Source organism: Nocardioides albus (assembly GCF_014648255.1).
In the GTDB taxonomy this organism is placed as follows: Bacteria; Actinomycetota; Actinomycetes; order Propionibacteriales; family Nocardioidaceae; genus Nocardioides; species Nocardioides albus.
The window spans coordinates 1-13,939 of record NZ_BMQT01000003.1 but is presented as its reverse complement, the minus strand read 5'-3'; the positions used below and the strand labels follow the sequence as shown (position 1 = coordinate 13,939).

General features: G+C 70.7%; 12 protein-coding genes, 1 pseudogene and 1 riboswitch. Of the genes and pseudogenes, 10 read left to right on the top strand and 3 right to left on the bottom strand.

What is annotated here, in order from left to right; all coding sequences use genetic code 11:
* Positions 1-259 precede the first annotated feature (259 nt).
* On the bottom strand, positions 260-1,522 hold the full coding sequence (locus IEY84_RS06285) for an HNH endonuclease signature motif containing protein (RefSeq protein WP_183543435.1): 1,263 nt from the start codon (positions 1,520-1,522) through the stop codon (positions 260-262).
* Positions 1,523-2,138: 616 nt separating this feature from the next.
* On the opposite strand from IEY84_RS06285, the gene kdgD reads away from it, so the two are divergent.
* Genes kdgD through IEY84_RS06265 form a run of 4 tightly spaced genes read left to right on the top strand, consistent with a single transcriptional unit; the run spans position 2,139 to position 6,741 of the window.
* Complete coding sequence (kdgD, locus tag IEY84_RS06280; RefSeq protein WP_183543433.1) at positions 2,139-3,053, top strand: 5-dehydro-4-deoxyglucarate dehydratase; 915 nt, start codon at positions 2,139-2,141, stop codon at positions 3,051-3,053.
* A gap of 49 nt (positions 3,054-3,102) precedes the next feature.
* Positions 3,103-4,596 (top strand): aldehyde dehydrogenase (NADP(+)), encoded by a 1,494-nt coding sequence (locus IEY84_RS06275; protein ID WP_183543431.1) that lies wholly within the window; start codon positions 3,103-3,105, stop codon positions 4,594-4,596.
* Positions 4,593-5,930 (top strand): enolase C-terminal domain-like protein, encoded by a 1,338-nt coding sequence (locus IEY84_RS06270; protein ID WP_183543429.1) that lies wholly within the window; start codon positions 4,593-4,595, stop codon positions 5,928-5,930. Before IEY84_RS06275 ends, IEY84_RS06270 begins: the two co-directional genes overlap by 4 nt.
* Positions 5,931-5,946: 16 nt before the next feature.
* Positions 5,947-6,741, top strand: coding sequence for a sulfite exporter TauE/SafE family protein (locus tag IEY84_RS06265; protein ID WP_183543427.1), 795 nt, complete (start codon positions 5,947-5,949; stop codon positions 6,739-6,741).
* 2 nt (positions 6,742-6,743) lie between these two features.
* Here IEY84_RS06265 and IEY84_RS06260 read toward each other — a convergent pair whose 3' ends face one another.
* The gene (locus IEY84_RS06260; protein ID WP_183543425.1) at positions 6,744-7,910 is read right to left on the bottom strand and encodes an ABC transporter substrate-binding protein; all 1,167 of its coding nucleotides are present in this window, start codon (positions 7,908-7,910) and stop codon (positions 6,744-6,746) included.
* A gap of 104 nt (positions 7,911-8,014) precedes the next feature.
* Positions 8,015-8,225: riboswitch (cobalamin riboswitch) on the top strand.
* A 68-nt stretch (positions 8,226-8,293) separates the two neighbouring features.
* Between IEY84_RS06260 and IEY84_RS26660 the strand changes: the two are divergent.
* From IEY84_RS26660 to IEY84_RS06230, 6 genes and pseudogenes are all read left to right on the top strand, one after another.
* A pseudogene (locus tag IEY84_RS26660) lies at positions 8,294-8,482 on the top strand (ferredoxin-like domain-containing protein); the annotation flags it as partial.
* 690 nt (positions 8,483-9,172) lie between these two features.
* On the top strand, positions 9,173-9,781 hold the full coding sequence (locus IEY84_RS06250; protein WP_229788472.1) for a precorrin-8X methylmutase: 609 nt from the start codon (positions 9,173-9,175) through the stop codon (positions 9,779-9,781).
* Positions 9,778-11,460, top strand: a complete 1,683-nt coding sequence (gene cobJ / locus IEY84_RS06245; protein ID WP_183543423.1) for a precorrin-3B C(17)-methyltransferase — start codon at positions 9,778-9,780, stop codon at positions 11,458-11,460. Before IEY84_RS06250 ends, cobJ begins: the two co-directional genes overlap by 4 nt.
* 130 nt (positions 11,461-11,590) lie before the next feature.
* Positions 11,591-12,331 (top strand): precorrin-4 C(11)-methyltransferase, encoded by a 741-nt coding sequence (gene cobM / locus IEY84_RS06240; RefSeq protein ID WP_183543421.1) that lies wholly within the window; start codon positions 11,591-11,593, stop codon positions 12,329-12,331.
* On the top strand, positions 12,331-12,948 hold the full coding sequence (gene bluB / locus IEY84_RS06235) for a 5,6-dimethylbenzimidazole synthase (protein WP_183543419.1): 618 nt from the start codon (positions 12,331-12,333) through the stop codon (positions 12,946-12,948). Before cobM ends, bluB begins: the two co-directional genes overlap by 1 nt.
* Positions 12,949-12,965: 17 nt before the next feature.
* Positions 12,966-13,607 (top strand): HAD family hydrolase, encoded by a 642-nt coding sequence (locus IEY84_RS06230; RefSeq protein ID WP_183543417.1) that lies wholly within the window; start codon positions 12,966-12,968, stop codon positions 13,605-13,607.
* A gap of 108 nt (positions 13,608-13,715) precedes the next feature.
* Here IEY84_RS06230 and IEY84_RS26655 read toward each other — a convergent pair.
* Positions 13,716-13,939 (bottom strand): hypothetical protein (locus IEY84_RS26655; RefSeq protein WP_229788402.1); only part of this gene is annotated, 224 nt, incomplete at its 5' end.

Below are 13,939 nucleotides of genomic sequence, written 5' to 3'. Positions count from 1 at the left end.
CGTCGAGAAATTTTGGCTGGTTATCGGGTCGGCGGCGGGGTATGGCGCAGCGATATTCGGGTTGGGTACGGGACTGAGGACCCGGGTCGATGGATCCTGTTGGGGCGAGGTCCCCGACCGGGGCCGCTGGGGGCGCTCATCTGACTCGCGCCGGGGGTCGCCTGTCGTTGGCTATGACAGAGGGTCCGACCTCGTGAACACTTTCACAAGCTCGAGTCGGACAGCCGGGCCGGCCAGGCCCGGGGCAGGCCGGACACGGTCAGATGCGGTGGGTGAACCGGATCCGTCCGTCCGGTAGCCGCTCATGGGTGTAGTCGGGGTCGTGGATCCGGCGATGGTCGCTGGGGCACAACAGCACCATGTTCGCCAGATCTGTTCTGCCGCCTGCGGACCAGGGTTTCAGGTGGTGTGCTTCGGTCCAGGCTGCTGGGGCGTCGCAGTCTTCGGCTTGGCAGCACTTGTCGCGTAGTCGTAGTGCTCGGTGTTGGACGGGGTGGGCTAGGCGGATGCTGCGGCCGAAGTCGAGGATCTCGGAGTCGGTGCCGAGGACGACGGGGATGAGGTCGGCGTTGCAGGCGATCCGGCGGGCCTCGGCGGCGGTGATCTGGTCCCCGTCGAACCCCAACGCGGCGGTACCGAGGTCGTTGCGGAGATCCTCCACGCTCATCGTGATGAACACCGTGGTGGCGTGGCCACCATGGCGGGGGAGCTGGTCGACGTCGTAGGTCTCGATGATCCGGGCGAACGCCTGCCCCAGGAGCCGGTCATAGGGTGCCTTGCGGCCCTTGTCCTCGGCCGAGAGCTTCCGGGGCTGCGCCAGGGAGTCCAGGATCGTGCGGAGCCTGATCGCGACAGCGGTCGAGACGCGGGCGTGGATGTCCACGGTCCCATCCCCATTGGCGCGGGACTGGAAGAAGGTCCGCCGTTGGGCGGCCTCTTCTTCGCGTTGGAGTGCTTTGGCCTCGGCGGTTTCGAAGCGTTCGGGGTCGACCTCGAACAGGATCCGTTTCCCGACGTTCTTGAGGTCCTCGGCGGTCATCTGGGTGGCGTAGTCGACCAACAGCTTCTCCGCGAGAAGCAGGTCTTCACGACTGGCTGCCGGGTCGGCCTCAACCGCCTCGAGCGCTTTGGTGATCACCCGGGCTTTGTCTTGGGACACGACACCCTCAGCGAGGCCGGCAGCGACCAGCTCGTATCTGCTCACCGCGGCAGCGAATTTCACTTCGGCGCGGCCGGTCTTCTTGTCGACTAGCAGTTCGGTCAGCATCCACCCGGAGACGTCTTTGGCGCCGGTCTCCTCGGCGATATCCCCCGCAGCGGCCAGGATCCGCAGCTTCAACGCGGCCTGTTTCGCTTGCAGTCGCTCGATCCGTTCCAGGGCTGTCTTCTTCTGGCTGGTGCGCCAGTAGGCAGGGTCACGGGTCAGGAGGGTGTCGAGGGAGGACTCGATGGCAGCCAGTTCGGCATCGATCGCGTCAGCGGGGTTGATGCCCCAGTGGTCGATGCTGCCGTCCAGGCTCATCGCCGCCCCTCCTCTCCGAGTGTTCAGAGGCGTGTCGTGATGGCTCTGATTCTACTCCTCGACCACCGTTCTGGGAACCTATTCTCCCTGGTCAAATGCCTTTTTCGTGGTGAGCGAACGGCCTCAAACCTGTGGGTGGTAAGTGGCCCGAAGGGCCACCCTCCCGCCCCACGGCAGCACCCGTTCGAAGCAAGATTCCGCTGCGCCACACCCGGGCCGCCGCCCCGATAGCCAGCCAAATTTTTTCTCGGCGGGCACCGGTGTCAAGGACCGCGGTAGCGGCCGGCGTAGCCGGCGGCCGAAGGCCGTCCTTTACTCCGGTGTTCGTCGAGAAGACCCTCGAAGTCGGGTCGGCGGCCCAGGCCAGCCTTCGGGTGGGACGTTCCGGCAGGGAGCCGTGTTGGTCTCGACACGCCTCCGCCTAGCGGCTCCGGCGGCTCGACCAGCGGGGATGAGGCTCGACCAGCGGAGATGAGGTCTCTACGAACTCGCATCCAACTCCCGCGATGCCCCGCACGCATCACGAGATTCAAATTCGGGCTTGGACAGGCATCGCCGACCGTCCATAACGTGATGGTCACCACTTCTGCACCACCAACCCCGAAGGACGTGACTCGTGACCGAGTACAGCCCGACCGACCTGGCCGCCCAGCTCAAGAGCGGGCTTCTCTCGTTCCCGGTCACTCACTTCACCGAGGATCTGCAGTTCGATGAAGAGGGCTACCGCAAACACTTGAGCTGGTTGGCTCAGTATCCGGTCGCAGGTCTCTTCGCGGCCGGCGGGACCGGTGAGGGCTTCTCGCTGAACCTGGAGGAGACCGACCGCGTCGTACGCGCGGCTGTTGACGAGGTCGCGGGTGCAGTCCCGGTCTTGGCGCCTGCGACGGGCAGCACCTCGAACGCGGTGGCGCAGGCGAAGGCGGCGGAGGCCGCGGGCGCCGACGGTCTGCTGCTGATGCCGCCCTACCTCACCGAGGCGGGTCAGGCTGGGCTCGTCGAGCACGCCAGCCGCGTCTGTGAGGCCACCGGTCTCGGTGTCATCGTCTACAGCCGCGCCAATGCGATCCTGCACGACGAGGCGGTCGCGCAGCTCGCGGACCGCAACCCCACGCTGATCGGCTTCAAGGACGGCGTCGGCAACATCGAGCAGATGACCCGCACCTACGCCCGGGTCGGCGACCGGCTCACCTACATCGGCGGTCTGCCGACGGCCGAGACCTTCGCGCTGCCCCTGCTCCAGCTCGGCGTGAGCACCTACTCCTCGGCGCTGTTCAACTTCGCACCGAAGTGGGCGATCGAGTTCTACGATGCCGTCCGCGCCCAGGACCGCGACGAGGTCTACCGTCGTCTCAACGAGTTCGTGATCCCCTACCTCGACATCCGCGACCGCACGGCGGGCTATGCCGTGTCGATCGTCAAGGGTGGGCTGGCCGCGGTCGGTCGCCCCGCGGGCCCGGTCCGGCCGCCGCTGACCGACCTGCGCGAGGACGAGATCGCCGAGCTGCGCGAGCTGATCGCCCGCATCTCCTGACGCCGACCTGCCCGACCTGCCCTCAGAACCCACCCGATAGGAAGGGACCATGAGTTACCGCTCGATCATCGCCGGATCCGACTCCGAGCAGCCCGACGTCACCACCGCCACCAGCGCCGCCGCGGAGGCCTTCGCCGGCTACCGCGCAACCTCCCCTGAGGCGCGGGCGGACTTCCTCGAAGCCGTCGCCGCCGAGATCGAGGCCGCCCGCGCCGAGATCGTCGAGGCCGCTGTCACCGAGTCGCACCTGCCCGAGGGCCGGATCAGCGGCGAGGTCGGCCGCACCACCGGCCAGCTGAAGATGTTCGCGGGCGTCGTGCGCCGCGGCGACCACCTCGGCGTACGCATCGACCCGGCGCTCCCCGATCGGACCCCGCTCCCGCGTGCCGACATCCGTCAGCGCCAGATCCCGCTGGGCCCGGTGGCGGTCTTCGGTGCCAGCAACTTCCCGCTTGCCTTCTCCACTGCCGGCGGCGACACCGCCTCGGCGCTCGCCGCGGGCTGCCCGGTGATCGTGAAGGGCCACCCGGCCCACCCGATCACCGGCTACCTGGTCGCCCAGGCCGTCACCCGCGCCGTCCAGAAGGCCGGACTGCCCGCCGGCACCTTCTCCTACCTCCTCTCCACCGACTTCAAGGCCGGCATCGAGCTCGGCCAGGCTCTGGTCGTCGACCCGCGGATCAAGGCCGTCGGCTTCACCGGCTCCCGTGGTGGCGGGCTGGCGATCGCCGCGGCTGCGGCCGCCCGGCCCGAGCCGATCCCGGTCTACGCAGAGATGTCCTCGATCAACCCCGTCGTCGTCCTCCCCGGCGCGCTCGAGTCCGACGTCGAGGCGCTCGCCACGGCGTACGTCGGCTCGCTGACCCTCGGCGCCGGCCAGTTCTGCACCAACCCCGGTCTGCTCTTCCTCCCGAAGAGCGAGGCCGGCGACGCCTTCCTGGCCGCAGCCGGCCGGGCCACCGCCGAGGCCGTTGGTGCGACCATGCTGACCTCGGGGATCGCGCAGGCGTACGCGAAGGGCACCGCCACGCTCCGCGCCACCGATGGCGTCACCGTCGTCGGCGAGGGCACCCCCGGTGAGACCGACGCCCCCGCGCCCCAGATCGTCGAGGCCGCCCGTCTCGACGGCGTGACCGACGAGGTCTTCGGCGCCTCCGGCGTCGTGGTCCGTTACGACACCGTCGACGAGCTGCTGCCCAGCCTGGACGCCCTCGAGGGCCAGCTCACCGCGACCGTCCACGCCACCGACGCCGACAACGCCGCGGCGGCCCAGGTCGTCGCAGCCCTCGAGCTCAAGGCCGGCCGGATCCTCTTCAACGGCTGGCCCACCGGCGTCGAGGTCGGTCACTCGATGGTCCACGGCGGCCCGTTCCCGGCCACCTCCGACTCCCGCACCACCTCGGTCGGCAGCCTCGCGATCGAGCGCTTCCAGCGCCCGGTCGCCTACCAGGACGTCCCCGCCGCGATCCTCCCGGAAGCCGTACGCGACGACAACCCGTGGCACCTCGCCCGCCGGATCGACGGCGAGCTGCAGCTGCCATGACCGACACCAGCACTGTGCCCACCGTCGCCAAGGTCGAGGTCGTCCCGGTCGCCGGACACGACTCGATGCTGCTCAACCTCAGCGGCGCGCACGCGCCGTTCTTCACCCGCAACATCGCGATCCTCACCGACTCCGAGGGCCGCGAGGGCGTCGGCGAGGTCCCCGGCGGCGAGCCGATCCGGCGCACCATCGAGGAGGCCGCCGCTCTGCTCGTCGGCCAGCCGGTCACCCGCTACCGCAGCCTCCTGCGCCAGGTCGCGAACACCTTCGCCGACCGCGACGCGGGTGGCCGCGGAGCGCAGACCTTCGACCTGCGTACGACGGTCCACGCGGTCACCGCGCTGGAGTCCGCGCTCCTCGATCTCGCAGGTCAGGCCCAGGGTGTGCCGGTCGCCGAGCTGCTCGGCGACGGCCAGCAGCGCGACAGCGTGCCGATGCTCGGCTACCTCTTCTACGTCGGTGACCCGGACAAGACCGACCTGCCCTACCTGCGAGGCGACGACGACGCCGACGACTGGGGCCGCATCAGGAGAGAGGTCGCGCTGACCCCCGAGGCGGTCGTACGTCTCGCCGAGGCTGCCCAGGCCCGCTACGGCTTCACCGACTTCAAGCTCAAGGGCGGCGTCCTCGCCGGTGAGGAGGAGGTCGCCGCGGTGACCGCCCTCCACGAGCGCTTCCCCGACGCCAGGATCACCCTCGACCCCAACGGCGGCTGGCTGCTTGCTGACGCGGTCCGGCTGCTGGGCGGCAAGGACGACGTGCTCGCGTACGCCGAGGACCCCTGCGGCGCCGAGGGCGGCTACTCGGGCCGCGAGATCATGGCCGAGTTCAAGCGCGCCACCGGGCTGCGCACCGCGACCAACATGATCGCCACCGACTGGCGCCAGATGTCCCACGCGATCCGTACGAACGCCGTCGACATCCCGCTGGCCGACCCGCACTTCTGGACCATGTCCGGCTCGGTCCGCGTCGCCCAGCTGTGCCACGACTTCGGGCTGACCTGGGGCTCCCACTCCAACAACCACTTCGACGTCTCGCTGGCGATGTTCACCCACGTCGGCGCCGCCGCACCGGGGGAGATCACCGCCCTGGACACCCACTGGATCTGGCAGGACGGCCAAGGGTTGACCGAGTCGCCGCTGGAGATCCGCGACGGTGCCATCGCGGTGCCGACCGCCCCGGGGCTCGGGATCCGGCTCGACCGCGACCGGGTCGCGGCCGCGCACGAGCTCTACCTCGAGCACGGGCTCGGCGTTCGCGACGACGGCGTCGCCATGCAGTACCTGGTGCCGGGGTGGACGTTCGACCCCAAGCGCCCGTGCCTGGTCCGTTGACCCGGACGACTGCCCGGTGAGCGCCGAGCTCGCTTGGCTCCTGCTCGCCGGCGTCGGCGCTGGACTGACCGGCTCGGTAGCCGGTCTGGCCTCGCTGGTCAGCTACCCCTCCCTGCTGGCCGCGGGCCTGCCGCCGGTCGTCGCCAACGTCACCAACACCGTGGCGATGTTCGGCGTCACCGGCGGCACCATCGCCGGGTCGCGCCGCGAGCTCCGCGGCCAGGGCAGGAGGATCGCCTGGCTGGGGCTGGCCTCGTTCCTCGGCGGCGCGGTCGGCGCGGCCCTGCTGCTCACCACGCCCGCGGAGGCGTTCGAGGCGATAGTGCCCTGGCTCGTCGGTGGCGGTGCGATCCTCCTGCTGCTCCGCGACCGGATCCGCGCCTGGGCAGCTGCCCGCGCCGCTGCGAGGCCGCCGAGGCAGGACTCTCCGGCAGACGGCGAGCAGCGACGTACGTTGGCGCGCGCCTTCGGCTGGGGCGTGATCGTCTTCGTGCTCGGCATCTACGGCGGCTACTTCGGCGCGGGCGTCGGCATCATCGCGCTGGCCGTGCTCGTGCTCGAGCGCACCGAGGCGCTCGCGGTCACCAACGCGGTCAAGAACGTCGCCACCGGCGTCGCCAACGGCACCGCCGCGATCGCGTACGTCTTCTTCGCCCCGGTCGACTGGCCTGCGGCGATCGCCCTCGGGCTGGGTGCGGTGATCGGCGGCTTCCTGGGCCCCGGGATCGTCCGGGTCGCTCCTGAGTGTCCGTTGCGCTGGCTCGTCGGTCTCGCCGGGCTCGGTCTCGCGCTGCACCTGGCGACCAGCTGACCTCAGCTGCTCGTCGAGGCGATCTCGGCCAGCACCACGTTGCGGGGTCCGTCGGGCCCGCCCTCGACCACGCGCAGGAAGTAGGGCTGGTCGGGGTTGTGGTTGGGGTCGAAGGACCAGTTCCCGCGCGGACTGGCGATGGTGCCGACCGACCCGAGGGAGTCGGCGATCTCGTTGCGATCGAGGTCGTCGGAGAGGGCGAGGGCCTTGTCGAGGGCCGCCGCGGCGTCGTAGGCCTGCACCGCGTAGACCGTCGGAGTGGCGTCGTACGCCTCGCGGTAGTCCAGCACGAAGGCGGCGTTGGCCAGCGAGTCGACCGCTGCGCTGTAGTGCAGCGCGGTCCGCACCCCGGTCGCAGCATCGGCCAACGTCGTCAGGACATCGCCCTCGGTAAGGAACCCGGGACCGTAGAGCGGGATCCTCCGAGCCGTGCGGGACTCACGGTAGGCGCGCACGAACGCCTCCGCCTGCTTCCCGGCATAGGCGGCGTAGATGGCGTCCGCCCCCGACTGCTTGGCCTTGGCGAAGATGCTCGACCACTCCCGGTCCGCAGCGCTGGACGTGTAGCCCTGGCCCGCGATGCTGCCGCCCGATGCCTCGACGGCGATCATGAAGCTGTCGGCGAGCTCGTGCCCGCTGGCGTCGTCGGAGGCGATGACGTACGCCGAGCCTCCATCGGTCTCCGTCGTGACCGCCTTCCCGAGCGCGCCGCCCAGGCCTGCGTTGGTCGAGGACGTACGCCACAGGTAGTCGGAGCCGTCGGCGAACCGGTCGGCGCCGGCGCCGGTCACGATCAGCGGCGTCTCGTTGGCGATCGCCACATCCTTGGCCGCGAGCGCCGCCTCCGAGCCGACCAGCCCGACGACCGCATGGACCTCGTCCTCCTCGATCAGCCGGGCGACCGCGGCGGCCCCGGTCTGCACGTGCTCGCCCTCGTCGGCCTCGACGACTTCGACCAGCCTGCCGCCGAGCCGCCCGTCGTGCTGGTCGAGGTAGAGGTCGAAACCCCGGCTCATATCGGTGCCGATCGACTCGTGGGCTCCGGAGGCCGGGACCACCAGGCCGATCGAGACCTTCGCCTCTGGGCTCGAGGAGCACCCGGTCAAGCCTAACGTGAGCGACGAGACGGTCACGAGGACGAACAGCTGCCGGTGGGTCGATCCGGTCACGGGAGACTCCATCTGTGGGAGGACGTGGAGCAGAATTCGAGTAGCCGAACATTGCCACAGACCGCGGCCGGACAGCGAGCAATTCGTCGCGATGTCCGCAAGTGGGTAGTCTCGCCCTGCCAGTCGTACTCCATCCTGATGGGGTCAGGGAACCCGGTGAGAGTCCGGGACTGACGCGCAGCGGTGAGGATGACGGGCGGGGCACGCTCTTCTGGTCGATGTCGGCGGAAGGCAGTCACTGGAGCCTGGCTCCGGGAAGGCGCTCCGCTCCGATCGATTCCGAGTCCGAAGACCTGCTGGCTCTGGTGGCACCCGCCGCCAGGTCACCACGTGCCCCGCGCTGCAATACCAAATCGGGCACATGACGCAGAGCAGGTGTCCCGATGACGCGAGTCCGAACCGACCGGTGCCCGGGAGTCGGCCGTCCGTGGCCGGCAGAGGACGGGCTGCTCGTGCGGCTGCGCCTGATCGGCGGGTCCGTCTCGACTGCTTCGCTGCTCTCGCTCGTCTCCGTCGCCGAGACCTACGGCGACGGCAAGATCCACCTCACCGGCCGCGCGAACCTGCAGGTCCGCGGCCTGCCGAGTGTCGACGGAGCCCTTCCCGGTGAGGTGCTCACTGCGCTGAAGGCGACCGGACTGGTGCCGGCGCAGACCCACGAGCTCGTACGCAACGTGATGGTCTCCCCGCAGACCGGGATCGCCGGGGGAGCGGCCGACCTGCGTGGCGTCGCCGCGTCGCTGGACCGGTTGCTGTGCGGCTCGCCCCGCCTGGCCGCGCTCCCGGGCCGATTCCTCTTCGTGCTCGACGACGGTCGCGGCGACCTGGTCTCGCGGGAGTGCGACCTCGGGCTGGTGGCGCTGTCCGCCACCGAGGGGCAGCTCCGGATCGGCGACACGTGGGGCGGCGTCGTACCGCTCGCCGAGGCCGCCTCCCGGCTGGTCGCGCTCGCCTCGCACTTCCTGGACGTACGCGGTGAGGGCCCCTCGGCGCCCTGGCACGTCGCCGAGCTCGACTCCCCGCTCGCCGAGCCGGTCGTGGCTGATGCTCGGGTGCCCGCCGCGGTCGAGGAGCTCGGCTTCGGGCAGGTGCCCGGTGGCGAGCACGTCCCCGCCGCCGACGGGGTTCTCGACCGGACCGCGATCGAGGCGCTCGCCGAGCGGGCGCCGGCGGTCGTGGTGACGCCGTGGCGCGGCGTGTTCGTACCCTCGCCGCAGGTGCGCCCGACCCGGCGCTACGACTACATCGACCAGGGACCGGCGATCTACGTCGACTCCTTCGCGACCATCCGGCAAGAGGCCGACCTCTCCGCGGTGCCGGCCGACGCCGAGCGGCTCGCGGTGCGGATGATCCACGGCAGCGGGCAGGTCGATCTCGCCTCCGACCTGGTCATCCACCCCGACCTGGTGAAGGCCGCGCGGGGCGCGCTGGAGGCCGGTGCCCCGATCCTGTGCGACGCGACGATGGTCGCCACCGGGGTCACCCGCAGCCGGCTGCCGCGCGACAACGAGGTGCTCTGCATGCTCGGCGACGACCGGGTTCCGGCGCTCGCCCGTGAGTGGGCGACGACCCGCACCGCCGCCGCGCTGTCGCTGTGGGAGCCCTACCTGGAGGGTGCCGTGGTCGCCATCGGCAACGCCCCGACGGCCCTCTTCCACCTGCTCGAGATGATCCTCGACGGCGGGCCGCGACCGGCCGCGATCGTCGGCTGCCCGGTCGGCTTCATCGGCGCGGCCGAGTCCAAGGAGGCGCTCGCGTCGTTCGCCGAGGAGCACGGCATCGACATCCCCTTCGTCACCGTGCGTGGTCGCCGCGGCGGCTCCGCGATGACCTCGTCCGCCCTCAACGCACTCGCCCAGGAGCAGGAATGACCGACGTACGCGGGAAGTTCGCCGTCGTCGGCATCGGCCCGGGCGACCCGGAGCTGATCACCCTCAAGGCCGCCCGCCTGATCGGCGCGGCGCCGGTGGTCGCCTACCACGCCGGTGTGCGCAAGCAGTCCCACGCCCGCCGGATCGCCTCCTCGCTGATCCCCGCCGACGCGATCGAGGAGGAGCTGCGCTACCCGGTCACCACCGGCACCACGACCCATCCCGGCGGCTACGTGGGCGCGATGGCCGAGTTCTACGAATCCTGCGCGGTCCGGCTCTCGGCTCATCTCGACGCCGGCCGCGACGTGGTGCTGCTCGCCGAGGGCGACCCGCTCTTCTACGGCTCCTCGATGTATCTCCACGACCGCTTCAAGGAGGTCTATTCGACCTCGGTGGTTCCCGGCGTGCCGGCCTTCGCGGCCGCCACCGCCGCCGTCTCGACGCCGCTGGTACGCCAGACCGACGTCCTCACCGTCCTGCCCGGCACCCTGCCCGAGCCCGAGCTCGCCCGGCGCCTCGCCGACACCGAGGCCGCCATCATCATGAAGCTCGGCCGCACCTTCCCCGCGGTGCGCTCCGCGCTCGCGGCTGCCGGGCGGCTCGAGGGTGCCTGGTACGTCGAGCGCGCCTCGCAGCCCGAGGAGCGCTGGCTCCCGGTCGCCGACGTCGACCCGTCATCGGTGCCCTACTTCTCCCTCATCGTCGTCCCCGGCGACACCGCCCCGACCGCACCCGCTGGTCGAGCCGTGAGCGCTAGCGAGCGTGTCGAGACCAACACGGTCCCCTCTGCGCTCGATTCGACCCTGTTGGTCTCGACACGCCTCCGCCTAGCGGCTCCGGCGGCTCGACCGACGGGCGCGGGGGCGGCGGCTCAACCAGCGGGACAAGAGCTCCCGGAGGTCGGGTCCGTCGAGGTGACGCGCGGGGGCGACTCGACCGGCTCGGCCTCCGGTGAGGTGCTCGTCGTCGGGCTGGGGCCGGGACCGGATGGATGGCTGACCCCCGAGGTCTCCGCCGCGCTTGCCGATGTCGGCCACGTTGTCGGCTACGCGCCCTACGTCAACCGGGTGCCCCAGCGCGAGGGCCTGCAGCGGCATGCGTCGGGCAACACGGTCGAGGTCGACCGGGCCCGGCACGCGCTGGACCTGGCGAAGGCGGGGGAGAGGGTGGCCGTCGTCTCCGGCGGTGACGCCGGGGTCTTCGGGATGGCATCGGCCGTCTTCGAGGCGGCCGAGGACGCGGACTATGCCGACGTACGCATCCGGGTGCTGCCCGGGGTCAGCGCCGTCCAGGCGGTGGCCGCACGGGCGGGCGCTCCGGTCGGGGCCGACTTCGCGGTGATGTCGCTCTCCGACCGGCTCAAGCCGTGGCCGGTCGTTGAGGAGCGGCTGCGCGCGGTGGCCGCCGCCGACCTGGTGCTGGCCATCTACAACCCGGCCTCGCGCTCGCGCACCGAGCAGATCGGCACCGCCCGCGACGTACTCCTGGAGCACCGCAAACCTGACACCGTCGTGGTCGTCGGCCGCGACGTCGGACGGGCCGAGGAGTCGCTCACCGTGACCACCCTCGGCGAGCTGGACCCGGCCTCGATCGACATGAAGTGCCTGGTCATCGTGGGCGCGAGCTCGACGCGGGCGACCGCGGCCGGGCAGGTCTGGACGCCGAGGTACGTACGGTGATGGGCCGCGCCTTCGTCAAGGTATGCAGCCGAAGGCACACATCCCGGGCGGAGCTCCGCGAGGGATGTGTGCCTTGCCCTGCATACCCTTCGACAGGCTCAGGACACCGCCTTGATGGAGGAACCGACTCATGACCGTCCACTTCGTCGGCGCCGGCCCCGGCGCGGCCGACCTGCTCACCGTCCGCGCGACGAGGATGCTCGCGGCCGCTGACGTGGTGCTCTATCCGGGCACCTACCTGGACCCCGAGGTGCTGGCGCACTGCAGCCCCGAGGCCGAGCTGGTCGACACCCAGAAGCTGGACCTGGACCAGATCGTCGCCGCGATCGTCGCCGCCCACCGCGAGGGCAAGCAGGTCGTACGCCTCGTCTCCGGGGACCCGTCGGTCTACTCGGCCGTGGCCGAGCAGACCCGGCGGCTCGATGCCGCCGAGGTGCCGTGGGACGTGACTCCCGGAGTCCCGGCCTACGCCGCGGCGGCAGCAACGGTCGGCCGGGAGCTGACCGTCCCGCTGGTGGCGCAGTCGGTGGTGCTCACCCGCACCCAGGCCCGGTCGACGGCCATGCCGGAGGGGGAGTCGCTGGCCGCGTACGCCGCGACCGGCGCCACCCTCGTGCTCCACCTCGCGATCCGGCGCACCCGCGAGCTGATGGCCGAGCTGCTGCCCTACTACGGACCGCAGTGCCCGGTCGTGGTCGTCTACCGCGCCAGCCAGCCCGACGAGCTGGTGCTGCGCGGGACGGTGGCTACGATCGCCGAGGCGGTCGAGGACGCGGGCCTGCGCCAGGCAGCCGTCATCCTCGCCGGGCCCGCGCTGGCCCGCGACGGGGGCGAGTCGTTCCTCTACGACGCGGCCCGGGTGCGTGCCTGATGGATCTCTACGACGCCATCAACCGCCGCCGCGACACCCGAGCCGAGTTCACCGGCGAGCCGGTCGACCCCGAGGTGCTCGAGCGGGTGCTGTCGGCGGCCCACGCGGCGCCCAGCGTCGGGATGACCCAGCCGTGGGACTTCGTGCTGGTGCGCTCGCCCGAGACGCTGCGTACGTTCCGCGAGCACGTCGCCACCGAACGTGAGGTCTTCGCCGACTCGCTGGCGGGGGAGCGGTCCGAGACGTTCTCGAAGATCAAGATCGAGGGGATCTGCGAGTCCGGCCTCGGCGTGGTCGTCGGCTACGACCCGACCCGCGGCGGGTCCCACGTCCTCGGCCGCCACGCGATCGCGGACGCCGGCCTCTACTCGACCGTCCTCGCCATCCAGAACCTCTGGCTCGCCGCCACCGCCGAGGGCCTCGGCGTCGGCTGGGTCAGCTTCTACCGCGAGGAGTTCCTGCGCGACCTGGTCGGCCTGCCCGACCACGTACGTCCCGTCGCCTGGCTCTGCGTCGGCCCCGTCGCCGACCTCCCCGACGTCCCCGACCTGGAGCGCTTCGGCTGGCGCCACCGCTCCGCGCTCTCGACGGTGGTGCACGAGGAGAGGTTTGGGTAGTCCGTCAGGATCAGGTCGTGAAGAAGTACGTCCTCTTCGACCATGACGGTGTCCTGGTGGACACCGAGCTCTGGTACTTCAGGGCCGGCGAACGAGCGTTGGCGGAGATCGGTGTGGCGCTGGATCAGGAGCGATACCTCCGCGACATGAGCCAGGGGCTGGGCGCCTGGGCCCAGGCTCGGGCGGCCGGTGTCGACGAGCCGGTCATCGACAGGCAGCGGGAGGCGCGGGACGCCTACTACCAGGAGTATCTGCGGACCGAGGCGATCGAGATCGACGGAGTCGTCGACGCGCTCGCCGAGCTGTCGCAGTACGTCCGGATGGCCATCGTGACCACGGCGAAGCGGGCCGACTTCGACCTCATCCACCGATCTCGGCAGATCACCGGGTTCATGGACTTCGTGCTGGTCCGTGAGGACTACGACCGCTCCAAGCCGCACCCGGAGCCGTACTTGGCCGGGCTGAAGCGGTTCGGCGCGACCCGTGACGAGACGCTCGTCGTCGAGGACTCGTCCCGAGGTCTCGCGTCGGCCGTTGCCGCGGGCATCGACTGCGCGGTCGTACGCAACAGCTTCACCGCGACCCAGGATCTCTCGCGGGCAACCCATCGGATCGACACCTTGGCCGAGCTCGCGAGCATCGTCCGCGGGGGCGGGTAGCGCTCTCGAGCCACGGTAATCGAGGACGGTTGGGACTGGGGCCGAGTAAAAACTTGTCATGCGCGTGACAAGTTTCGCTCGGCTACTGGGTGGTGATGTGACGGTCGATCACGGATTCGTGATCGTCAGACCGCTGACGGTCCAGCTGCCGCTCACGTGTAGGGCCTGTCCCTGTGTGAGCCCGACGATGGGGCACAGGAAACCTGTTGGGTCGGCAACAATCCGCTGGGTGGACCCGGTGGGGGTGAAGAGGCCGGTCGCGTCGTCGTGATTCGCCCTGGGTTTCGTTCCTATCGGTTTCCCTGTCCGGCGGTCACCGGCTGGGCTGAATC

Coding starts and splice junctions, on each gene's coding strand:
- bluB (WP_183543419.1), top strand. CDS start 12,331: ATGGATCTCTACGACGCCATCAACCGCCGCCGCGACACCCGAGCCGAG.
- IEY84_RS06275 (WP_183543431.1), top strand. CDS start 3,103: ATGAGTTACCGCTCGATCATCGCCGGATCCGACTCCGAGCAGCCCGAC.
- IEY84_RS06285 (WP_183543435.1), bottom strand. CDS start 1,522: ATGAGCCTGGACGGCAGCATCGACCACTGGGGCATCAACCCCGCTGAC.
- IEY84_RS06270 (WP_183543429.1), top strand. CDS start 4,593: ATGACCGACACCAGCACTGTGCCCACCGTCGCCAAGGTCGAGGTCGTC.
- cobJ (WP_183543423.1), top strand. CDS start 9,778: ATGACCGACGTACGCGGGAAGTTCGCCGTCGTCGGCATCGGCCCGGGC.
- cobM (WP_183543421.1), top strand. CDS start 11,591: ATGACCGTCCACTTCGTCGGCGCCGGCCCCGGCGCGGCCGACCTGCTC.